Origin of the sequence: Rahnella sp. NRRL B-41462, from assembly GCF_003263525.1 — a bacterium.
In the GTDB taxonomy this organism is placed as follows: domain Bacteria; phylum Pseudomonadota; class Gammaproteobacteria; order Enterobacterales; family Enterobacteriaceae; genus Rahnella; species Rahnella aceris.
In genome coordinates this window covers 22,548-43,305 of the sequence record NZ_JYDF01000035.1, presented here as the reverse complement: position 1 = coordinate 43,305, position 20,758 = coordinate 22,548, and the positions used below count along the sequence as shown (strand labels likewise).

Here is a 20,758-nt window from a genome sequence, read left to right as displayed (position 1 = left end):
TGATAAATTGTTAAAGAGCGTACGCTGCGAGAATTAACTCAGCAACGTGGGAGGCAGATAATACTCTTTCTCCCTGAAGAGTCAACCATTTTCTTTTACAAGATGCGGTGTTTTCACCGGGTTGATTCTTCCTGACTGGGCGACTTGGTTCTTGTTAGAGGAGTCGTTGTTCCCGGTCAGTGGAGGCGCATTATAGGGAGTTCTCAGAAGGCCGCAACCCCTAATTTCAAAAAACTTTCTGAATGCTTTCTTTTTGGCCTGAACGTCTATTAAGCCCGCATTATTGCGATTTTTTATACGATATTTGCCCAAAATCTTCAGCGAATTTGGCCACCTGCTGCCAGTCGGTATATTCCACTTCTTTACGGGTATCTGTTTCACCACCTGTCATCCGCATAATCAGTTGGATCATGACCTTATCGAACCAGCGATATCGCGGATAACGTAATGCGCCAGCAAAGACACCGCACATTGCCGGTTCCCACGGGGATGCCAGCAGGAATTTACGTACATAGGCATTAGTCTGTGGCGTACGTTTTTCGGGTTTGCGCGCTGTCAGGTTGACGCCGAAAAAAGCCGACGGCATGTGATTCAAGGTTTCGGCGTGTTTTTTAACGAACTTATCCAGCACCGGGTTAAAGTGACCGTAACGTATAGAAGCGCCGATCATCACCTGGTCATAGCTTTTCAAATCGACATGTTCCGCATGTACCAGATCAACAACATCGCAGTTGCACTTTTCTTTCAGCTCACTTGCTATATAAGAAGCGATAGCATGTGTCTGCCCGTCACGACTTGAATAGAGTATCAACGCTTTCATACTTGTTTTCCTTTCTTAAAACTCATTCCCGCCAGAACGTCGGCGTGAACAGCACTAATAATGTGAAGACTTCCAGACGACCAAACAACATGGTGACGATCAGGATCCATTTCGCCACGGAATTCATCGAAGCAAAGTTATCAGCCACCACCCCCAGCCCCGGGCCAAGGTTATTGAGTGTGGCGGTAACCGCAGCAAAGGCGGAGAAGTTATCCACACCGGTGGCAACAATCGCCAGCATGCTGACAATAAACACCAGTGCGTAAGCAGAGAAGAAACCCCATACCGCTTCTATGATACGTTCAGGCAAAGCTCGGTTACCCAATTTGATGGTGTAAACCGCATTCGGGTGAACCAGCCTTTTCAGCTCGCGTGAACCCTGTAAATAAAGCAGAAGAATACGGATCACTTTAAGACCGCCGCCCGTTGAACCGGCACAACCACCAATAAAAGCAGAGCACAATAATAGAAGCGGCAGGAACAGCGGCCATTTGGAAATACTGTCAGTGGTATAGCCTGCGGTGGTGGCCATTGATACCACCTGGAAGAATGCCTGATTGAGCGTTTCCAGCGGCGAGCCGTAGGTATTGTGGATCCACAGAATCACCGTGCAGATGACGACCAGCGTGAACTGCACGCCGATAAACATGCGAAATTCCGGATCACGCCAGTATACCTTGAGGTTTCGCCCGCTCAGCACCGCAAAGTGCAGGCCGTAGTTACAGCCGGAGATCAACAGGAATACCGCCACAATGGTATTAATCGTTCCGCTATGGAAATAGCCGATGCTGGCATCATGCGTCGAGAAGCCACCGATAGCGATAGTCGAGAAACTGTGGCTGATGGCATCAAAGACCGGCATACCGGCGCCCCATAATGCCAGCGCACAGGCGATGGTCAGCAGCACATAGATAAGCCACAGCGTTTTTGCTGTTTCGGCGATACGCGGGCGCATCTTGTTATCTTTCAGCGGCCCCGGCATTTCGGCGCGATACAACTGCATTCCGCCGACCCCCAATATCGGCAGAATGGCTACCGCGAGCACAATGATCCCCATACCACCAAACCATTGCAGCATCTGCCGGTAGAAGAGAATCGCTTTCGGCAAAGAATCCAGCCCGACCAGCGTGGTCGCGCCCGTCGTCGTCAGGCCGGAGAAAGATTCAAAGAAAGCATCGGTAAGGGAAAGATTCGGCCGCTCGGAGAACAGAAAAGGCAATGCCCCGACGCTGCCCAGCACCGTCCAGAACAGCACCACAATCAGGAAACCTTCCCGTGGCTTCAGCTCACTTTTCTGCTTCCGGTTTGGCAGCCAGAGAAATAACCCAATCGCCAGGGCGACAAAGAAGGTCTGACTGAACGCACGCCCCGCACCATCGCGGTAAATTAAAGCGACCAGACCGGGAATAATCATCGTTCCCGAGAAAAGGATGACGAGCACCCCCACAATGCGTGTTATGGCACGAAAATGCATGCTGGTGCGTTCCTCAGCGAATTAACCATAGAAAAATTTAAGAAACCGGACGCAGGATTAGCGTGCCACGGCTGATATCGAACAAATGGCTGACGGTTGCCGGTGCATCTGCGGCAGGCAACGCCAGAACGAGATCCACCGCCGCGCCGTATTCACTGCGTAAAATATGGCCGCCAACCTGCAAAAGCAGCGTTTCCACCAGCTGTAACTGGCTGTAATCACACTGCACCGCGAACTCCGCCAGCGGAACCTTTTGCTGCACGATAAGTTGTTTTAATGCCTGCTGAACACCGCCGCCGTAGGCTTTCACTAACCCGCCAGTACCCAGCATTATGCCACCGTAATAACGCACCACGACGGCGGTGATCTCCCCGACTCCGCTTCCCATCAGCTGACTTAAGATCGGTTTACCGGCTGTGCCCGCCGGTTCGCCATCATCAGAAAAGCCCAGTTGCTGAGAATCAGCAGGCGCGCCAGCTACAAACGCCCAGCAGTGATGACGCGCTGCCGGATGCTGGTTTCTGACCTCCTGAATAAAAGCCTTTGCCACTTCAACTCCCTCAGTTCTCGCCAGCAGGGTGATGAAGCGACTCTTCTTTATTTCTTCGCTGAAACTGACAGGCTCAGCGGGGACGGGATAAGGCTGCATCAGGCCAGCTTCAGATCACGTGTCATATTTTCGATACGATTATCGTGGATGACAATGTTGTCTTCGATACGAATGCCGCCAAATGACTTCATGGCATTGATGCGATCCCAGGCAAAGTGTTTGCTAAACTGCCCTTCGCGCCACGGTAACAGCAACGAATCGATGAAATACAAACCCGGCTCGATAGTCAGCACCATGCCTGGCTCAATCACACGGGTACAACGCAGGTAGGGATATTGCGAAGGCGCGGCCAGATGCGTGCCGGTATCATCCTGCATAAACCCGGCGACATCGTGAACCTGTAACCCCAGCGGATGCCCCAGACCATGCGGCAGGAAAGGCCCGGTCAGGTTCTGTTCCACCATGGCGTCTTCACTAATATCCACCACCAGCTTATGCGCTTTCAACAATTTGGCGATACGGTGATGCATCTGAACATGATAGTCGGTATAGCGCACACCGGCTTTAATCGTATCAATTAACGCAAGTTCTTCCGTATTGAGATCTTTCACGAGTGCTGCAAAATCACTGTCCGGTTTTGCGGCATAGGTACGCGTCAGATCGGCGGCATAACCGTTATATTCTGCACCGGCATCAAGCAGGAAGCTGTGCATTTCGGCAGGCGGCTGATTATCGAGCGTAGTGTAATGCAGTACGGAAGCGTGTTCATTGAGCGCGACAATGTTGCTGTAAGGCACATCGGTATCACGATGGCCGGTAGCAGTGAGATACGCCAGATTGATATCAAATTCGCTCATGCCGGAAAGGAATGCTTCTTTCGCCGCGCGATGGCCACTGACCGCGACTTTCTGCGCTTCACGCATACAGGCCAGTTCATAGTCTGTTTTGTAAGCGCGATGATAATGCAGGAAATCCAGTACCACTTTCGGATTCACGTTCGCCGCAGGGATACCCATGCTGATCGCACGTTCCTGACTGTAACCGATGTAACCCACACGTTTGAGATCAACCGGCAACTGGCCTTTGATATCGTCAGCGTTGGCCAGCGGCGTCAGGGAAATCTCTTTCGTCCAGAAGGACTCCGGCAGCGGCTCATGGCTGTGCCAGTAATCCACCGGAGAATAGAACCACAGCTTCGGCGCATTCACGCCATCCACCCACAACCAGCAGTTCGGCACTTTGGTGACCGGCACCCAGGCTTTGAACTGCGGATTGACTTTGAAGGGATAACTGTGGTCATCAAGGAAGGTCGTCAGCAACTCACCGGAGTGAATCAGTAACGCATCAAGCTGAGAACGTTGCAGAATTTCACGGGCACGCGTCTGCAGCGTGGCGATATGTTCTTTATAAAGCGTAGTAAGCGATTCCATCCAACTGTCCTTTTTTCACCTGAATGACGATGCAGCATCTTACCACAGCCTCACCGCGACCATAGTCCCGGAAGGTTTGTGATCTTGCCTGCAAATAAAACACATCTCATTTGCAAATTATTAACATAAAAACCACACTCCAAAACATCTGGTCATACCAGATCATCCCAGATGATTCAGGAGAGACACATGCTCTACCAAGGCGAAACACTACACCTGCACTGGCTCGACGGCGGTATCGCGGAGCTGGTGTTTGATGCTCCAGGCTCGGTTAACAAGCTCGACACCCAAACTGTCGCCAGCCTGGGCGAAGCCATTGCAGTACTTGAAAAACAGTCTGACCTGAAAGGTCTGCTGCTCAGTTCGGCCAAACCAGCGTTTATCGTGGGCGCGGATATCACCGAATTTTTATCCCTGTTCAACGCGCCAGCCGAAAAACTGCATGAATGGCTGGATTTCGCCAACAGCATTTTTAACCGGCTGGAAGACCTGCCGGTACCGACACTTTCTGCCATCAGCGGTTATGCGCTGGGCGGCGGTTGCGAATGCGTGCTGGCGACAGATTTTCGTATCAGCACTGCCGATGCCCGGATTGGCCTGCCGGAAACCAGTTTAGGAATTATGCCGGGCTTCGGCGGTTCCGTACGTCTGCCACGTCTGATTGGGACCGATAGTGCGCTGGAAATTATCGCCGCCGGTAAAAATATCAGCGGAAAAGAGGCCCTGAAAGTCGGGCTGGTCGATGCAGTGGTTGAAGCCGATAAACTGCGCGACGCTGGCATCAGCATGCTGAGAAACGCCGTTGACGGCAAACTGGAATGGCATAACCGTCGTGATCCTAAACGTCTGCCGTTGAAACTCAGCCAGATTGAAGCGGCGATGAGCTTCAGCGTCGCCAAAAGTATGGTCATGCAAAATGCCGGTAAACACTATCCGGCGCCCATGAGCGCGGTGAAAACCATAGAAGCCGCGGCCCGTCTGGGTCGTGATGAAGCGTTGCAGCTGGAAACCGCCAGCTTTGTGCCGCTCGCACAATCAAAAGAAGCCCGCGCACTGGTCAGTATTTTCCTTAACGATCAGTTTGTGAAAAGCAAAGCCAAAAAACTGGCGCAAGACAGCGAAAAACCAAAACAGGCCGCCGTATTGGGCGCGGGCATTATGGGCGGCGGGATCGCCTACCAGTCTGCGCTGAAAGGCGTGCCGGTTGTGATGAAAGATATCAACGACCAGTCCCTGACGCTCGGCATGAACGAGGCTGCCAAGTTGCTGAACAAGCAACTGGAGCGCGGTAAACTCGACGGTCTGAAAATGGCTAAAGTGCTGTCGACCATTCATCCGACGCTGGATTACAGCGGCATCGAACGTGCCTCTGTGGTCGTTGAAGCCGTGGTCGAGAATCCTAAAGTGAAGGCCGCGGTGCTGGCGGAAGCGGAATCTCTGCTCGGCACCGATACCGTTCTGGCCTCGAATACCTCGACCATTCCTATCGATCTGTTGGCGTCTTCGCTCAAACGCCCGGAAAACTTCTGTGGTATGCACTTCTTCAACCCGGTGCATCGTATGCCGCTGGTCGAAATCGTGCGTGGTGAGAAAACCTCAGACAAAACGATTTCGCGCATCGTTTCTTACGCACTGGCGATGGGTAAAACGCCTATCGTGGTCAACGACTGCCCGGGATTCTTCGTCAACCGCGTACTGTTCCCGTATTTCTCCGGTTTCAGTCTGTTACTGCGTGATGGCGCTGATTTCCGCCAGATCGACAAAGTGATGGAAAAACAGTTCGGCTGGCCGATGGGTCCGGCTTATCTGCTGGATGTGGTCGGCATCGACACCGCGCATCACGCCCAGGCCGTGATGGCCGCCGGTTTCCCTGAGCGCATGGCACGGGATTACCGTGACGCTGTTGATGTGCTGTTTGATAACCGTCGTTTTGGGCAGAAAAATCAACTCGGTTTCTACCGTTACAGCGAAGACAGCAAAGGCAAGCCGCGCAAGGAAGTTGACGAACAGGCGATCAGTCTGCTGGCCGACAACCTGAAACCAGCACACACTGACTTCTCACCGCAGGACATCATCGCCCGCATGATGATTCCGATGATTAACGAAGTGGTGCGCTGCTTTGAGGAAGGCATTATTGCCAGCCCGGCCGAAGCCGACATGGCGCTGGTCTACGGCATCGGATTCCCTCCTTTCCACGGCGGCCCGTTCCGTTATCTCGATACCCTCGGTACCACTGAGTATCTGAAAATGACTGAACAGTATGCACATCTGGGGCCGATGTATCAGGCACCGGAAGGGCTACGCGCTAAAGCGCAAACCAATGAAAGTTACTATCCGGTTGCCGCTCCGCTGGAAAACTTCAGCACCGGTAATCAGGCATAAGGACCGAAATCATGGAAAACGTAGTCATTGTTGACGCAGTCCGCACGCCAATGGGCCGTTCAAAAGGCGGCGCATTCCGCCATGTCAGGGCTGAAGATCTCTCCGCGCATCTGATGCGTGCCGTACTGGCCCGTAATCCGGCGCTGAACGCCAAAGATATTGATGATATTTACTGGGGCTGCGTCCAGCAGACGCTGGAACAAGGCTTCAACATTGCCCGTAACGCGGCGCTGCTGGCGGAAATACCGCACAGTGTTCCCGCGACTACGGTCAACCGTCTGTGCGGCTCTTCCATGCAGGCACTGCACGACGCGGCCCGCGCCATTATGGTCGGTGACGCACAGGTCAGCCTGATCGGCGGTGTGGAACATATGGGTCATGTGCCGATGAATCACGGTGTGGATTTCCATCCGGGACTGAGCAAAACAGTAGCGAAAGCCGCAGGGATGATGGGACTGACGGCGGAAATGCTGGCAAAAATGCACCAGATCAGCCGTGAAATGCAGGATGAATTTGCCGCACGTTCACATCAGCGTGCTCATGCAGCCACCGTAGACGGGCATTTCGCTAACGAAATTGTGCCGACCGAAGGCCATAACGCCGATGGCGTTCTGATCCGTTATGATTTCGACGAAGTGATCCGCCCGGAAACGACGGTCGCCACACTGGCAGCTTTACGCCCGGCGTTCGATCCGGTGAATGGCACTGTCACGGCGGGAACTTCTTCTGCCCTCTCCGACGGCGCATCGGCAATGTTGCTGATGAGTGAATCCCGTGCCAAATCTTTAGGTCTGAAAGCCCGTGCCCGCATCCGCGCCATGGCGGTGGTGGGCTGCGACCCGTCCATTATGGGTTATGGCCCGGTGCCGGCAACGCGTCTGGCTCTGAAACGCGCCGGACTGAGCGTGCAGGACATCGGTCTGTTCGAACTGAACGAAGCCTTCGCCGCACAAGCCTTGCCGTGTGTGAAAGATTTGGGACTGCTGGAAACTATGGAGGATCGCGTCAACCTGAACGGCGGTGCCATTGCGCTCGGTCACCCGCTCGGCTGCTCCGGCTCACGTATTTCCACCACACTGCTGAACCTGATGGAGCGCCGCGACGTCCAGTTTGGCGTTGCGACCATGTGTATCGGTTTAGGTCAGGGCATTGCGACCGTTTTCGAACGCATCTGATTCTCTCTTTGTGCAAAAGCAAAAAAGCGGGCATTTAGCCCGCTTTCATCAATGTGTTCTGCCTGTTTTAGTTGCCGTTTTCCCGCCTGTCAGGGGCGGGCTTTTTCATTGTTCAATCAGATGAAAGAGAAAGCATCACCAAACAGACGGTCTTCCTGCGCACCGCGCTCGGCGACAAAACGTTCACGGGCGATTTTAGCCATCTCAAAACGACCGGCGATATAAATGTCGTACTCAGCCAGTGAAGAGAAATCCTGTAAAACCGCGCTCAGCACGGTACCGCTTCTGCCCTGCCAGCCCTCTTCCGGCTGTTCAACTACCGGGATCACCTTCAGGTTCGGATGATTAATGCTCATCGCTTCCAGCTCACCAAGATCGTACAGATGCTTCAGTTCACGCCCGCCCCAGTAAATGGAGATATCGCGGTGCGGTTGCTGCTCAAGTGCTGTGATCAGAATGGAACGCACGTAAGAGAAGCCCGTTCCGCCCGCAATCAATACCAGCGGACGCTCGCCATCTTCGCGCAACCAGGCATCGCCGTGCGGAATATCAACGGTGATTGCCTGTTCTTTCAAAATGCGATCCATCACGGCCATCGCGTACAAATTCAGTTCAGACGCGCCGATGTGCAGCTCAATCACATTGTGTTGAGCCGGCGTCGAGGCCAGCGAGAACGGGCGCTTGTCACGCTCATCCATTACCACCATAAGATACTGACCCGCGCGGAACGAGAAAGGCGCTTCCGGAACCAAGCGGACGCGATACACCGTATCCGTTATCGCCTCAACCGAGGTCACTTTACAGCTCAATGTTGTCATGCGTTCCCTCTGTGGGTCATCAAAGCAAAGCGTAGGACAAAGATTCGATTATTTTTTCGCATCGTCTTTATCATTAAGAATAGCGAGTTCATCCCAAATAGCATCGATACGCGCGGTGACTTCCGGATCTTTCACAATCGGACGTCCCCATTCACGCTGCGTTTCACCCGGCCATTTGTTGGTCGCATCCATCCCCATTTTTGAGCCAAGCCCCGAAACCGGAGAGGCAAAATCGAGATAATCAATCGGGGTATTTTCCACCAGAACCGTATCCCGCGCGGGATCCATCCGGGTGGTGATCGCCCAAATAACGTCGTTCCAGTCGCGGGCATTCACATCGTCGTCGCACACAATCACAAACTTGGTGTACATAAACTGACGCAGGAATGACCAGACCCCCATCATCACGCGTTTAGCATGACCGGCGTATTGCTTCTTCATGGTAACGACAGCCAGACGGTAGGAGCAACCCTCAGGCGGCAGATAGAAATCAACAATTTCCGGAAACTGTTTTTTCAGGATTGGCACAAACACTTCATTCAACGCCACACCCAGAACCGCAGGTTCATCCGGCGGACGGCCGGTGTAGGTCGAATGATAGATGGCATCTTTTCGCTGCGTCATGTGCGTAATGGTAAACACCGGGAAGCTATCCACTTCATTATAGTAGCCGGTGTGGTCGCCATAAGGGCCTTCCGGTGCCATTTCACCCGGCTCGATATACCCTTCAAGCACAATCTCGGCGCTGGCAGGCACTTCCAGATCGTTGGAAATACATTTCACCACTTCCGTTTTGTTACCACGCAACAACCCGGCAAAGGCATATTCAGACAGCGTATCGGGCACCGGCGTCACAGCGCCAAGAATCGTTGCCGGATCGGCACCCAGCGCCACGGAAACCGGAAAACGCTGGCCCGGATTCTGCTGGCACCATTCCTGGAAATCGAGCGCGCCGCCCCGATGGGACAACCAGCGCATGATCACTTTATTTTTACCCAACACCTGCTGACGATAAATGCCCAGATTTTGACGCGGCTTGTTCGGGCCACGAGTCACAGTCAGGCCCCAGGTGATGAGCGGCGCGGCATCTTCCGGCCAGCACTGCATCACCGGAATTTTGGTGATATCGACCGCATCACCTTCCCAAATCTGCTGCTGACAAGGTGCCGAATGCAGCATTTTGGTCGGCATGTTCAGCACTTGTTTAAACTTCGGCGCTTTGTCGTATAAATCACGCAAACCGCGTGGCGGCTCAGGTTCTTTCAGAAACGCCAGTAATTCACCGACTTCCCGCAACGCACTGACATCTTCTTTGCCCATGCCCATCGCCACACGCTGAGGTGTGCCGAATAAATTGCACAAAACCGGCATGTCGTAGCCTTTAGGATTTTCGAACAAAAGCGCCGGACCACCTGCACGCAGGGTACGATCGGCAATTTCGGTCATTTCCAGATAAGGGTCAACTGACTGGCTAATGCGTTTCAGTTGGCCTCTCTTTTCGAGTAACGAGAGGAAGTCACGTAAATCACGGTATTTCATGCTGATTCTGAGTCGCCAGGTTGAAGGAGAGCATTATAGAGCCTCTCCGGAGTTGTTGCTGCTTTTTTGTTATCAGCAAGTTTGTTATCAGTAAATTTCTTATTGGTAAGTAAAGTCTGATAACGAAAAAGCAGTATAACCGTCAGGCCGGGTATTTTTGGTCTGACGGTGCGGAAGTTATATCGCGACGACAATCACACGCAGTTAAAAGACACCAGAGGCTGGAGCGCCTGAGTATCCTGATATTCCTGTGTGTCTTGCCCGTGGCGGAAAACCTTAAACCCCTGATTTTTAGCACTGAAGTAACTCAGATCATTGCCGGACACCTGCAACAGGCTGCCTTCACGCAACGCAATCACTGATTCAGACGGGTTAACCGCGCAGAATTCCGCAATGCGCTCATCACGGGTTTCGCCCATATGACCGCTTAAATGGGCATCGATGTAATGCGGATTGATTTGCACCGGGAACAGGCCGAGAGCAGGCAGAACCACAGAGTTGCGAACAGGCATATCATTGGTGGTGCGGATGCTTGGCGTGGCGACATTACAACCCGCACTCCAGCCAACATAAGGCACATTGCGCTCACGCACTGCCCGCTGAATCGGTACGATCAGGCTATGTTCATGCAGCATCTGATTAAGCATCCAGGTATTCCCGCCGCTGATCAAAATGCATTGTGCGCCGGCAATAGCTTCAGCAGGATTTTCTGCATGATGAATGCTACTGACGCGAATGCCCAACGTATCAGAAAGTTCCAAGGCGCGGGCATCGTAATCACTGCGGATCAGGGCGTAGGGGACCAGCACGGCAGAGGTGATATTGTGTGCCTCAAACATAGTCTGGATGCGCGTTTTAGCGTAACCCAGTAACTCAGATTCACCTGAAAGCTTGCCGTTACTCAGTAAAAACAGCTCCATGAGATTTCTCCTGATAAAATAGGATTAATAGAGGGGATAAGAACGCGCTTTTCTCCGATAATAAAAGATAACGGGCCGACAATCAGCAAACGTCTGCATAGACTTGCACTGTCTGTATCTCATGAGCGGCTTTTGGTATGCTGCCCCGCTCAACGCTTTTATGTGGGAAACTATGGAATCCTGGTATTTACTCTATTGCAAACGTGGTCAGCTTCTTCGCGCAAAAGAACATCTTGAACGCCAGAACGTTAACTGCCTGACGCCGATGATCACACTGGAAAAACTGGTGCGCGGACGCCGCACTGCGGTCAGCGAGCCACTGTTTCCAAATTACATGTTCATCGAGTTCGACCCTGAGCGGATCCATACCACGACGATCAACGCAACGCGTGGCGTCAGCCACTTCATCCGCTTTGGTGCGAAACTGGCCACCGTCCAGCCTGATGTCATCAAACAGTTGATGGAGCCACCAACAATTGAAATCCGTGATCCTGATACGCCATATGAAGGCGATCAGGTGGTGATTACCGACGGGATTTTTGCCGGTATCGAAGCGATTTATACTGAACCGGACGGCGAAGCACGTTCACTGCTGATGCTTAACCTCATCAACCAGCCGGTTCGTCAGAGCATCGAAAATACGCACTTCCAAAAAATCTGACCGGCATCTCCGCCCAGTACAAATGATAAAGGCACCGTTAAAGGTGCCTTTATCATTGGGTTCAGCGGCGCGCGGACAATGCAAAAAGTTTACGTGTATTGTCATCCGTGATATCTGCCAGCCACTGAGGATCTTCCCCGCGCCACAGCGCGACCTGTTTAACAATATGCGGCAGGAAAGCCGGTTCATTGCGGCGGTTTTTCGGCTTGTTTTCCATATCACGCGGCAGTAAATACGGTGCATCGGTTTCAAGCATTAACCTGTCCGCAGGGATCAGCGGCAGCATGTCACGTAATTCCAGCCCGCGACGCTCATCGCACACCCAACCGGTAATACCAATCGACAGTCCGAGAGATAAATACAACTCAAGCTCCTGACGGGTGCCGGTGAAACAATGAACCACGCCGCCCGGCAAATCGGATAGCCAGGGTTTCAGCAACGCGGCGAAGCGCTCACCAGCATCGCGACAATGCAGAAACACCGGCAACTGTAATTCTTTCGCCAGCGCCAGCTGTGCCGTGAAAGCCGCTTCCTGTCGATCTGCCGGAGAAAAGTTGCGATTGAAATCCAGCCCGCACTCACCGATAGCCACAACATTGGGTAACACTGCAAGCTCACGGATACCGGCTTCAACCTGCGCATTCCAGTCACTTGCCTGATGCGGATGCACGCCCGCCGTCGACCAGCAAAAATCAGGATGCTCATCCGCCATTTTCTGCGCTTCGACACTTTCCTGCGCTGACGTTCCGGTGATCAACATGCCGCTCAGACCGGCAGTTCTGGCTCTTTCCACTACCTGCAGCCGATCTTTATCAAACTGACTGCTGGTGAGATTTATACCGATTTCAAACATGGGGAGTCCTGAAACAGAAACCGCCCAACAGGGCGGTTTCTATGTATAACGAAAGAAACTTTAAGCAGGCTGATCCGGATCGGTCTCGTTGTCGACGTCCGACCGGCGACGGCCTCCGACATAGAAACGGGCAAAGAACACGCCGATTTCAAACAACAGGTACATTGGAATGGCCAGCAATGTTTGCGAGAACACATCCGGCGGTGTTAACAACATCCCGACCACAAAAGCCCCGACCAGCACATACGGACGTTTCTTTTTCAAGTCTTCGGGTGTCGTTACACCACTCCAGCAAAGCAACACAATCGCGATAGGCACTTCGAAGGAGACGCCAAACGCCATAAACAACGCCATCACGAAATCGAGATAGTTGTTAATGTCGGTGGCTATCTGCACGCCAGCCGGTGCAGTTTTCGCAAAGAAAGCAAACGCCAGCGGAAACACGACGAAATAAGCAAACGCCACACCGAGATAAAATAACGCGGAGCTTGAAAACAGCAGCGGCATCATGAGACGGCGTTCGTGTTTGTAGAGCGCCGGAGCCACAAATGCCCAGACCTGATACAAAATGAACGGTGCAGAGACAAACACCGAGACAATCATGGTCAGTTTGATAGGCGTAAAGAACGGCGACGCGACGTCAGTCGCAATCATGCTCGCGCCCAGCGGCATTTGTTTGATCAGCGGTGAAGCCACCAACTGATAGATGTCATTTGCGAAATAAACCAGCGCTAAAAACACCACAATAATGCAGATAATGGCATTTAACAGGCGCTTACGCAGCTCAATCAGATGACTGATAAGGGGTTGTGTATCTTCAACTGCCATGTTTAACGCTCGCCTGTCGTTTGAGTTGATGAAGCCGGTTTAGCCGGTGCTGCGGGTTCAGCCACAGGGGCTTCAGCAGCAGTTTTCACAACCGGTGAAACGTCAACAGAAGCGTCAGCCGCGTGTTCCGCCGAGGCCGTCAGCTTTTCAGCCGCAACATGCGCCGTTTTATTTGAGGCCAGAGCGGCATCAACAGCACTTTGTGGTGCCGTTGCCGGTGCAGAAACCACATTGTCGGCAGCAGCAGGAGACACACCCGCATCATGGTGCGCTTCAGCTTCATCCAGAACAGGGTTGTGGATGGTGTTGCCTTCCGCTTTGGCTTCTTCCACAGCTTTCTCTGCAGGATTCAATCCTGAATTGATCGACTGCTTCATAGATTCTGCGGCTTCTTTCAACTCGTCCATAGACGCTTTGATTTCTGGCGTGAGATTCTTCAGACCGGCTTCTTCCGCTTTCTTCAGGCTATCCTGCAATTCCTGGAGTTTCAGTTCCTGCGACAATTCGCTTTGAACTGAAGCAGCCATGGCACGAAGCGTACGGATCCAGCCTGCTACTGTTCTGACTGCTACAGGTAAACGCTCGGGCCCGAGGACAACCAGGCCAATCACCAATACCAGCAGCAGTTCACTAAATCCAATATCGAACACGGCTTATACCTGCTCTTTGTTTTGGCTCTTGGTGTCTTCTGCTTTCGCTTCTGGCTTGCTTTCAACAGATTTTGCTACGAAATCAGCATCAGTGGGAGAAACGTCAGCGTCTTTAGTTTTTGACTGGCTGTCGTCGTCACTCATGGCTTTTTTGAAGCCTTTGATGGAAGCACCCAGATCAGACCCCAGACCACGCAGTTTCTTCGTACCGAACAGCAGTACCACAAGAACAACGAGGATCAGGATTTTTGTAATACTAATACCACCCATTATTTTCACCTCAAACAGGAAGGAACGACATTTATTGCCGTCCGCAAACGGCATTCGATTTAAAACAATTTGCTCAGCTGGCGCGCTTCCATCCGATTAACCAGGAAACAACACCGGCTGCCATCAGGCAGGCGGGGTAAACCTTAACGCCACCCAACAGTAAGAGGGTTCCGCTCAGTAACAGCGTCGCACCCATTCCCAACAAATAACGAGACTGCCCCTGACGGGAACTCTGGTTATGGATCTGGGAGGAAAGCTTCTCAATGTTGTATTGCAACAGCTTGTGCTGATGCAGGCTCTGATAAACCAAATCTGGCAGTTCAGGCATTTTCTCAATCCAGAACGGCGCACGCTCTTTCAGTGCGCGGATCATCGCCGGCAGACCCACCTGATCACGAACCCAGCTTTCGAGGAAAGGTTTCGCCGTTGTCCACAAATCCAGTTGAGGATAAAGCTGACGCCCGAGGCCTTCGACATACAACAGTGTCTTTTGCAGCAACACCAACTGAGGCTGGACTTCCATATTAAAACGGCGAGCCGTATTAAACAGATTTAACAATACGTTACCGAAGGAAATATCCGCCAGCGGTTTCTCAAAAATCGGTTCACACACTGTCCGAATTGCAAATTCGAATTCTTCAACGTTGGTATCTCGCGGGACCCAGCCGGAATCGACATGCAATTCAGCTACTTTGCGGTAATCACGGTTAAAGAACGCGATGAAATTCTCCGCCAGATAGCGCTTGTCTTCCTTATTGAGCGAACCAACTATGCCGCAATCAATGCCTATGTAGCAAGGATCTTCAGGCGTTTCGTAGCTCACAAAAATATTGCCCGGATGCATATCCGCATGGAAGAAACTGTCGCGAAAAACCTGAGTGAAGAAGACCTGTACACCGCGCTCCGCCAGCAATTTCATATTGGTGCCCTGTTTTTTCAGCGCCTCAATATCAGAAACAGGGATCCCGTAAATACGTTCCATCACCATCAATTGTTCGCTGCAATAGTCCGGGTACACTTCCGGCACATACAGCATCGGGCTACCTTCAAAGTTACGGCGAAGCTGAATGGCATTCGCGGCTTCACGTAACAGATTCAGTTCATCAAGCAGCGTTTTCTCATACTCACGTACCACTTCACGCGGACGCAAACGGCGACCATCCGGTAACAAAATCGGTAGCCAGCCAGCAAGACGCGACATCAAACGGATATCAGCAACAATGGTCGGTAAAATATCCGGACGGATAACTTTGAGCACCACCGGTTTGCCGTTTTCTTTCAGGATCGCCGTGTGCACCTGAGCAATCGACGCAGACGCCAGCGGCGTCTGATCGAACTCATCAAACCAGGTTTCCAGCGGGCCACCCAGCGCGGCATCAATTTGCTGACGGGCTTTCGCACCATCAAACGGCGGAACATGGTCCTGAAGCAAAGCCAGCTGATCGGCTATGTGCGGGGGGAAAAGATCGCGGCGTGTAGACATCATCTGACCGAACTTGATCCAAACCGGCCCAAGCTGTTCCAGTGCCAGGCGCATGCGCTCACCTAACGGCTTTTCTTTATGACGATTTGGTAACCAGAAAAAAAGATAACGACCAATTCTCAGTGGTAACGTTAAGCGGATTTTAGGGATCAGTTCGTCAAGGCCGTAGATCAGAAACATGCGGATAATCAGATATAAACGTCGCATTTCCCTAGGCGTCACGGTTTGTCCTCCAGTTTTTTGATACGTTTATCCAGCGCATCCAGCTCACACACCAGTGCGGAAACCTCATCACTAAACCAGACAACTTCCAGCGGACCGGGTGCCATTTTCCACTCTTCAGTCAGCGTTTGCGCCACATAGCTCTGCTGGTGTTTCAACCCTTTTTGCAAAAAGCTGAAAACGCCCTGCACGGTCTGACTCAGCCCCTGTGCCGCAATGTCACCGATATAGGGTGCCAGAAATTCCGCAGGCTCAATTTCCGCCATATCCAGCAATGCAGAGAACTGCTGAACCAGGGCGATATCGCCATCAACTACCAGCTCGCCACTGCGCATCATGGGCGACAACTGCTGGCGATCACGTAACTTATGCAGCACTGACAGTTTCGAGGTGACGGTGCAATCTGCCGCGCCGTCCCATTGCCCGAGCACATCAATTTTCTGTTCACTGAACACAAACGTCAGTGGTGTACTCAGTTCCTGCAATTCAACACGCAGAACTTTACCGGCCAGACGTGTCCGCGCCGCCTTCATGCTGCGATCTCTGAAAAGCAGGTAATTAAGCGGCGTCTCGATAGCGGCAGTCAGTAACGGCGTTAACAACATCGGCATACTCATATCAGAATTTGAAACCCCGATGTAACGCCACAATGCCGCCAGTCAGGTTGTGATAAGTCACATTTTCAAAACCTGCGTCCGCCATCATTCCTTTCAGGGTTTCCTGATCCGGATGCATACGGATTGATTCAGCCAGATACCGGTAGCTTTCAGCATCGTGCGCAACCAGCTCACCAATACGCGGTAAAATATGGAAGGAATAGGTGTCGTAAGCTTTGCTCAGCGGCTTCAGCACCGGTTTGGAGAATTCCAGTACCAGCAGACGCCCGCCCGGCTTGAGTACGCGGAACATGGAACGCAGCGCCTTCTCTTTTTCAGTCACGTTACGCAGACCGAAAGAGATGGTGATACAGTCAAAATAGTTGTCCGGGAACGGCAGAGCCTCGGCATTCGCCTGAACGTAGCTGACGTTGCCGACGATGCCAAGATTGCGCAGCTTTTCGCGGCCCATCTTCAGCATGGAATCATTGATATCCGCCAGCACGACTTCGCCTTTCTCACCCACCAGACGGGAGAATTTTGCGGTCAGATCGCCCGTACCACCGGCCAGATCCAGCACACGTTGTCCCTGACGGACACCGCTGCAATCAATAGTGAAGCGTTTCCAGATGCGATGAATACCGAAAGACATCAGATCATTCATCAAATCATATTTTGCCGCAACGGAATGGAAGACTTCTGCCACCATTTCCTGTTTTTCATCTTTGGCTACTGTACGAAAACCAAAATGGGTGGTTTCCGGCGTCTGCTTTTCCATTATTTATGCCTGCTTTTTCAGTCGAACTCTTGGGGAGAAGTGTATCAGAACCCGTTCGAAAGCCCCATCACCGATGGTGATTCAACATATTGCAAAAATTCATGCATTGAATCACAAATACAGTGCAGGCCCTCTGACCCGCTATGTCTGCTGGTGGGGAGTTAACTCACCCGGGTTCAGCGTCTGTTCTTCTTCCGCATCAGAGGTATCGGGCAGAGATGCGGTGTCTTCAGGTTCATTTTCCGCTTTCGCTATTTCAGCCAGAGACGGACTGATAGGCCGTTTAACTTCAACACCCAGCGCGCGGAAACTTTCCACCTGTCCGATAAGATTACCACGGCCTTGCGAGAGTTTATTCATCGCGGATCGATAACTTCCCTGCGCTTTGTCGAGACTTTGTCCCATCGACTCCATGTCATCCACAAACAGCCGCAGTTTGTCGTAAAGACGTGCCGCGCGGTCGGCGATACGTTTGGCGTTCTGACTCTGATGCTCATAGCGCCACAAGTTACTGATCGTTCGCAGCGCCACCAGCAGGGTCGTCGGGCTGACCAGCATAATATTGTGCCGGAGCGCTTCGCTAATCAATTCTGGCTCACGGTCGATAGCCAGCAGAAAAGCGGGCTCAACAGGGATAAACATCAGCACATAATCGAGGCTGCGCAGACCGGGAAGTTGCTGGTAATCTTTGCGCCCGAGCAGGCGGATATGTCCGCGCACCGAGGCAATATGTTCATTGAGTGCCGCTTCCCGCTCGCTGTCATCCTCGCTGTTGAAATAGCGCTCATACGCGACCAGGGTCATTTTGGCATCAATCACTACGTCTTTATTCTGCGGTAACCTGACGACCACATCGGGTTGCATCCGGCTGTTGCTGTCAACCTGCACGCTGACCTGAGTCTGGTACTCATGCCCTTCACGTAAACCGGAAGCCTCGAGCACGCGGCTCAGCACCACTTCCCCCCAGTTGCCCTGCGTTTTGTTGTCACCTTTCAGTGCCTTGGTCAGGTTGACGGCTTCACGGGCCATCTCCACATTCAGTTGCTGCAGATTGCGGATCTCATGCGCCAGCGTATGGCGTTCACGGGCTTCCTGCCCAAAGCTGTCCTGCACCTGACGACGGAAACCATCCAGTTGCTCGCGCAACGGCAACAGTAACTTGTCGAGACTTTGCTTGTTCTGTTCGTCGGCACGGCGGCCATTTTGTTCGAAAATCCGGTTAGCCAGATTTTCAAACTGGCTGCTCAGGCGCTGTTCGCTGTTAATCAGCAGACGCTGCTTTTCTTCAGCCGCCATGCGGGTTTCATCCAGACGGGTTGAAACCTCACGCAACTCTGCTTCCTGCGCGCTGTTGATTTCCCGCTGCGCACGCAGTTCCTGATTCAGTTGCTCACACTCGTTTTGCCAGTGGGCAAGCAGTTGTAATTTTTCCTGACTGGCCGCCTGCAGGCTATGCAGTTTGCGCAGCTCAAGTTCAGCCTCGCGCAGTTGCTGCTGCCCTGATTGCCGCTCGCTTTTGTGCGTATCATTTTCCGCTTTAGCCTGTTCCAGCGATTGTTCCAGCAAACGGCGCTGCGTTTCATACTCCGTCTGCTGTTGCTGTTGGCGCAGGCTGGCGATAAGCCAACCTACGAGTAAGCCCACTAACCCCGCCCCCAGGGCTGTCAGGATGCTGATATCCACGCGATTTCCCTCTTAAAGTCTCTTGCGGCCAAGGTAATGTCAGGCTGTATGGATGTCCAGTCTATTTTCTGTTGCATTGAGCCTTTGCGAGACGTCTTCCAAAAAGGAATTTCTCTGTATTTTCCCCCTTGCGATAGCCAGCCACAGAGAGCAGCATTCAAAACCAGCGGCTCAGCCACTGAATGCCGAAAGCACCTGGCGCCAGGATGCCGAAAGCCCAGATGAGTGCAGACGTCACATTCGCAATCTGGAAATATTTTTGCGGCATACCGCAGATACCGGCAACCAGTGGCACAACGGCACGAAGCGGGCCAAAGAAGCGGCCAATGAAAGCCCCGGGCATGCCCCATTTTTCAAAGAAAGCATGTCCACGAACCAGCATTTGCGGATGGCGGGAGAAAGGCCAGAAATTGCTAACCCGATCCTGATAACGGGCACCAATCCAGTAAGAAAGCCAGTCTCCCAGGAAAGCGCCTGCGGCGGCGGCGGCCCAGATGGGCCAGAACGGAATACCGGTTTCGCCAATCAGCGCGCCGAGTCCCAGCAAGATAAACGTTGCCGGGAGCAGCAGGGAAAGGAATGCCAGAGACTCACCAAAAGCCAGAAAGAAAACGATCGGTGCAGCCCACACCTGATGGGCACGGATGAAGGTGGTTGTGTACTCAAGAAGGTCGTGAACAGTCAAAAATGCAGTTCCTTTTGTCAGAGATCCGGGAGGAGGTTCATCAATTATTCCAGATGGATTACTAACATGACCTTAACAGATCTGCTTAGCAGGGCAAAAAAATGGGCCGCCAGAGGCAGCCCATTGATGTGATGATGTGATGTGGTTGTTTTAGTTTTATAGGGACTAAATAAGCCTGCGGGCTGCTTCTACAACAATCTTCACCGCATGACTTTCAGTCTTTTTCATGGTTTCCGCATTAGGGATTTCCTGCTGCGTGCGGTTCACGATAACACCCGCCACCATCCCCGCGCGCAGACCCTGGCTTGCACACATGGTCAGCAGAGTCGCGGATTCCATTTCGTAGTTCATGACGCCCATTTCCTGCCACTCTTTCATCGATTCTTTGAAGCGACGGACAACACGGCCAGAGTAAGTGTCATAACGTTCCTGACCCGGATAGAAGGTGTCAGAAGAGGCGGTAACGCCAATGTGCGTCGCGGCACCCACGGCTTCTGCCGCCGCAACCAGCGCGGTGGTGCAGGCAAAATCGGCTACTGCAGGGAATTCCATCGGCGCAAAGTGCAGGCTCGCGCCATCAAGGCGAACGGCAGCGGTCGTGACCAGAACGTCACCGACATTGATGTGTGGCTGGATAGCGCCAGTTGTACCGACTCGCAGGAAAGTACGGATCCCCAGTTGTGCCAGTTCTTCAACCGCAATAGAGGTCGAAGGGCCACCAATACCGGTTGAGCAAACAATCACAGATTTGCCATCAAGCTCAGCACGCCATGAGGTAAATTCGCGGTGGGAAGCCAGACGAACCGGGTTCTCCATCAATTTGGCAATTTTTTCCACGCGCTCAGGGTCGCCGGGAACAATCGCCAGCGTCGCGCCGTTTAAATCTTTTTTGGCCAGGCCAAGATGGAAAACTTCAGGCTGAGACATAACAAACTCCTCTG

Annotated in this window: 20 protein-coding genes; 3 read left to right on the top strand and 17 right to left on the bottom strand. The window is 52.5% G+C overall.

Going from position 1 to position 20,758, the window contains the following annotated elements:
* Nucleotides 1-280: 280 nt before the first annotated feature.
* From hemG to pepQ, 4 genes are read right to left on the bottom strand one after another with little or no spacing between them, the layout of a single operon-like run.
* Nucleotides 281-820 carry a menaquinone-dependent protoporphyrinogen IX dehydrogenase gene (hemG, locus tag UC14_RS09835; RefSeq protein ID WP_112197625.1) on the bottom strand — a complete coding sequence of 180 codons (540 nt, stop codon included), beginning with the start codon at nt 818-820 and terminating at the stop codon, nt 281-283.
* 22 nt (nt 821-842) lie between these two features.
* A complete protein-coding gene (trkH, locus tag UC14_RS09830) occupies nt 843-2,294 on the bottom strand; it encodes a Trk system potassium transporter TrkH (RefSeq protein WP_013577421.1) in 1,452 nt (483 codons plus the stop codon).
* A gap of 37 nt (nt 2,295-2,331) precedes the next feature.
* Nucleotides 2,332-2,943 carry an IMPACT family protein gene (locus UC14_RS09825; RefSeq protein ID WP_013577422.1) on the bottom strand — a complete coding sequence of 204 codons (612 nt, stop codon included), beginning with the start codon at nt 2,941-2,943 and terminating at the stop codon, nt 2,332-2,334.
* The gene (gene pepQ / locus UC14_RS09820; RefSeq protein WP_013577423.1) at nt 2,943-4,274 is read right to left on the bottom strand and encodes a Xaa-Pro dipeptidase; all 1,332 of its coding nucleotides are present in this window, start codon (nt 4,272-4,274) and stop codon (nt 2,943-2,945) included. Before pepQ ends, UC14_RS09825 begins: the two co-directional genes overlap by 1 nt.
* Nucleotides 4,275-4,463: 189 nt before the next feature.
* Here pepQ and fadB point away from each other — a divergent pair, with 189 nt between their 5' ends.
* Nucleotides 4,464-6,656 (top strand): fatty acid oxidation complex subunit alpha FadB, encoded by a 2,193-nt coding sequence (fadB, locus tag UC14_RS09815; RefSeq protein WP_013577424.1) that lies wholly within the window; start codon nt 4,464-4,466, stop codon nt 6,654-6,656.
* A gap of 11 nt (nt 6,657-6,667) precedes the next feature.
* A complete protein-coding gene (fadA, locus tag UC14_RS09810; RefSeq protein WP_013577425.1) occupies nt 6,668-7,831 on the top strand; it encodes an acetyl-CoA C-acyltransferase FadA in 1,164 nt (387 codons plus the stop codon).
* A gap of 116 nt (nt 7,832-7,947) precedes the next feature.
* On the opposite strand, the gene fre is transcribed toward fadA, so the two are convergent.
* The 3 genes from fre to pepE form a co-directional block, all read right to left on the bottom strand.
* Complete coding sequence (fre, locus tag UC14_RS09805; protein WP_013577426.1) at nt 7,948-8,649, bottom strand: NAD(P)H-flavin reductase; 702 nt, start codon at nt 8,647-8,649, stop codon at nt 7,948-7,950.
* A 48-nt stretch (nt 8,650-8,697) separates the two neighbouring features.
* Nucleotides 8,698-10,188 carry a 4-hydroxy-3-polyprenylbenzoate decarboxylase gene (ubiD, locus tag UC14_RS09800; protein ID WP_112197624.1) on the bottom strand — a complete coding sequence of 497 codons (1,491 nt, stop codon included), beginning with the start codon at nt 10,186-10,188 and terminating at the stop codon, nt 8,698-8,700.
* A 194-nt stretch (nt 10,189-10,382) separates the two neighbouring features.
* Nucleotides 10,383-11,108 carry a dipeptidase PepE gene (gene pepE / locus UC14_RS09795; protein WP_013577428.1) on the bottom strand — a complete coding sequence of 242 codons (726 nt, stop codon included), beginning with the start codon at nt 11,106-11,108 and terminating at the stop codon, nt 10,383-10,385.
* Nucleotides 11,109-11,280: 172 nt separating this feature from the next.
* On the opposite strand from pepE, the gene rfaH reads away from it, so the two are divergent.
* Nucleotides 11,281-11,769 carry a transcription/translation regulatory transformer protein RfaH gene (gene rfaH, locus UC14_RS09790; protein WP_015690568.1) on the top strand — a complete coding sequence of 163 codons (489 nt, stop codon included), beginning with the start codon at nt 11,281-11,283 and terminating at the stop codon, nt 11,767-11,769.
* Nucleotides 11,770-11,830: 61 nt separating this feature from the next.
* On the opposite strand, the gene tatD is transcribed toward rfaH, so the two are convergent.
* From tatD to udp, 10 genes are all read right to left on the bottom strand, one after another.
* Nucleotides 11,831-12,622 (bottom strand): 3'-5' ssDNA/RNA exonuclease TatD, encoded by a 792-nt coding sequence (gene tatD, locus UC14_RS09785; RefSeq protein WP_112197623.1) that lies wholly within the window; start codon nt 12,620-12,622, stop codon nt 11,831-11,833.
* Between the two features lie 60 nt (nt 12,623-12,682).
* On the bottom strand, nt 12,683-13,450 hold the full coding sequence (gene tatC, locus UC14_RS09780; protein WP_013577431.1) for a Sec-independent protein translocase subunit TatC: 768 nt from the start codon (nt 13,448-13,450) through the stop codon (nt 12,683-12,685).
* A gap of 2 nt (nt 13,451-13,452) precedes the next feature.
* Nucleotides 13,453-14,100, bottom strand: coding sequence for a Sec-independent protein translocase protein TatB (gene tatB, locus UC14_RS09775; protein WP_013577432.1), 648 nt, complete (start codon nt 14,098-14,100; stop codon nt 13,453-13,455).
* A gap of 3 nt (nt 14,101-14,103) precedes the next feature.
* A complete protein-coding gene (tatE, locus tag UC14_RS09770) occupies nt 14,104-14,370 on the bottom strand; it encodes a twin-arginine translocase subunit TatE (protein WP_013577433.1) in 267 nt (88 codons plus the stop codon).
* Nucleotides 14,371-14,443: 73 nt separating this feature from the next.
* Nucleotides 14,444-16,075, bottom strand: coding sequence for a ubiquinone biosynthesis regulatory protein kinase UbiB (ubiB, locus tag UC14_RS09765; RefSeq protein ID WP_013577434.1), 1,632 nt, complete (start codon nt 16,073-16,075; stop codon nt 14,444-14,446).
* Nucleotides 16,072-16,680 carry an SCP2 domain-containing protein gene (locus tag UC14_RS09760; RefSeq protein WP_013577435.1) on the bottom strand — a complete coding sequence of 203 codons (609 nt, stop codon included), beginning with the start codon at nt 16,678-16,680 and terminating at the stop codon, nt 16,072-16,074. The genes ubiB and UC14_RS09760 overlap by 4 nt, the downstream gene beginning before the upstream one ends.
* Nucleotides 16,681-16,693: 13 nt before the next feature.
* Nucleotides 16,694-17,449 carry a bifunctional demethylmenaquinone methyltransferase/2-methoxy-6-polyprenyl-1,4-benzoquinol methylase UbiE gene (gene ubiE, locus UC14_RS09755; protein WP_013577436.1) on the bottom strand — a complete coding sequence of 252 codons (756 nt, stop codon included), beginning with the start codon at nt 17,447-17,449 and terminating at the stop codon, nt 16,694-16,696.
* Between the two features lie 141 nt (nt 17,450-17,590).
* Nucleotides 17,591-19,132: a DNA recombination protein RmuC gene (gene rmuC, locus UC14_RS09750; protein WP_013577437.1), complete on the bottom strand. Its 1,542-nt coding sequence runs from the start codon at nt 19,130-19,132 to the stop codon at nt 17,591-17,593.
* 157 nt (nt 19,133-19,289) lie between these two features.
* Complete coding sequence (locus UC14_RS09745) at nt 19,290-19,817, bottom strand: DedA family protein (protein ID WP_112197622.1); 528 nt, start codon at nt 19,815-19,817, stop codon at nt 19,290-19,292.
* A 165-nt stretch (nt 19,818-19,982) separates the two neighbouring features.
* Nucleotides 19,983-20,744 (bottom strand): uridine phosphorylase, encoded by a 762-nt coding sequence (gene udp / locus UC14_RS09740; protein ID WP_013577439.1) that lies wholly within the window; start codon nt 20,742-20,744, stop codon nt 19,983-19,985.
* Between the last annotated feature and the right edge of the window lie 14 nt (nt 20,745-20,758).

What these genes read in the sequence shown, in the direction of transcription:
- rfaH (WP_015690568.1), top strand. Translation starts at nt 11,281, where the DNA reads ATGGAATCCTGGTATTTACTCTATTGCAAACGTGGTCAGCTTCTTCGC.
- ubiD (WP_112197624.1), bottom strand. Translation starts at nt 10,188, where the DNA reads ATGAAATACCGTGATTTACGTGACTTCCTCTCGTTACTCGAAAAGAGA.
- fadA (WP_013577425.1), top strand. Translation starts at nt 6,668, where the DNA reads ATGGAAAACGTAGTCATTGTTGACGCAGTCCGCACGCCAATGGGCCGT.
- UC14_RS09760 (WP_013577435.1), bottom strand. Translation starts at nt 16,680, where the DNA reads ATGTTGTTAACGCCGTTACTGACTGCCGCTATCGAGACGCCGCTTAAT.
- tatD (WP_112197623.1), bottom strand. Translation starts at nt 12,622, where the DNA reads ATGTTTGAAATCGGTATAAATCTCACCAGCAGTCAGTTTGATAAAGAT.
- pepQ (WP_013577423.1), bottom strand. Translation starts at nt 4,274, where the DNA reads ATGGAATCGCTTACTACGCTTTATAAAGAACATATCGCCACGCTGCAG.
- hemG (WP_112197625.1), bottom strand. Translation starts at nt 820, where the DNA reads ATGAAAGCGTTGATACTCTATTCAAGTCGTGACGGGCAGACACATGCT.
- udp (WP_013577439.1), bottom strand. Translation starts at nt 20,744, where the DNA reads ATGTCTCAGCCTGAAGTTTTCCATCTTGGCCTGGCCAAAAAAGATTTA.
- tatE (WP_013577433.1), bottom strand. Translation starts at nt 14,370, where the DNA reads ATGGGTGGTATTAGTATTACAAAAATCCTGATCCTCGTTGTTCTTGTG.
- fre (WP_013577426.1), bottom strand. Translation starts at nt 8,649, where the DNA reads ATGACAACATTGAGCTGTAAAGTGACCTCGGTTGAGGCGATAACGGAT.
- fadB (WP_013577424.1), top strand. Translation starts at nt 4,464, where the DNA reads ATGCTCTACCAAGGCGAAACACTACACCTGCACTGGCTCGACGGCGGT.
- pepE (WP_013577428.1), bottom strand. Translation starts at nt 11,108, where the DNA reads ATGGAGCTGTTTTTACTGAGTAACGGCAAGCTTTCAGGTGAATCTGAG.
- trkH (WP_013577421.1), bottom strand. Translation starts at nt 2,294, where the DNA reads ATGCATTTTCGTGCCATAACACGCATTGTGGGGGTGCTCGTCATCCTT.
- ubiE (WP_013577436.1), bottom strand. Translation starts at nt 17,449, where the DNA reads ATGGAAAAGCAGACGCCGGAAACCACCCATTTTGGTTTTCGTACAGTA.
- tatC (WP_013577431.1), bottom strand. Translation starts at nt 13,450, where the DNA reads ATGGCAGTTGAAGATACACAACCCCTTATCAGTCATCTGATTGAGCTG.
- UC14_RS09825 (WP_013577422.1), bottom strand. Translation starts at nt 2,943, where the DNA reads ATGCAGCCTTATCCCGTCCCCGCTGAGCCTGTCAGTTTCAGCGAAGAA.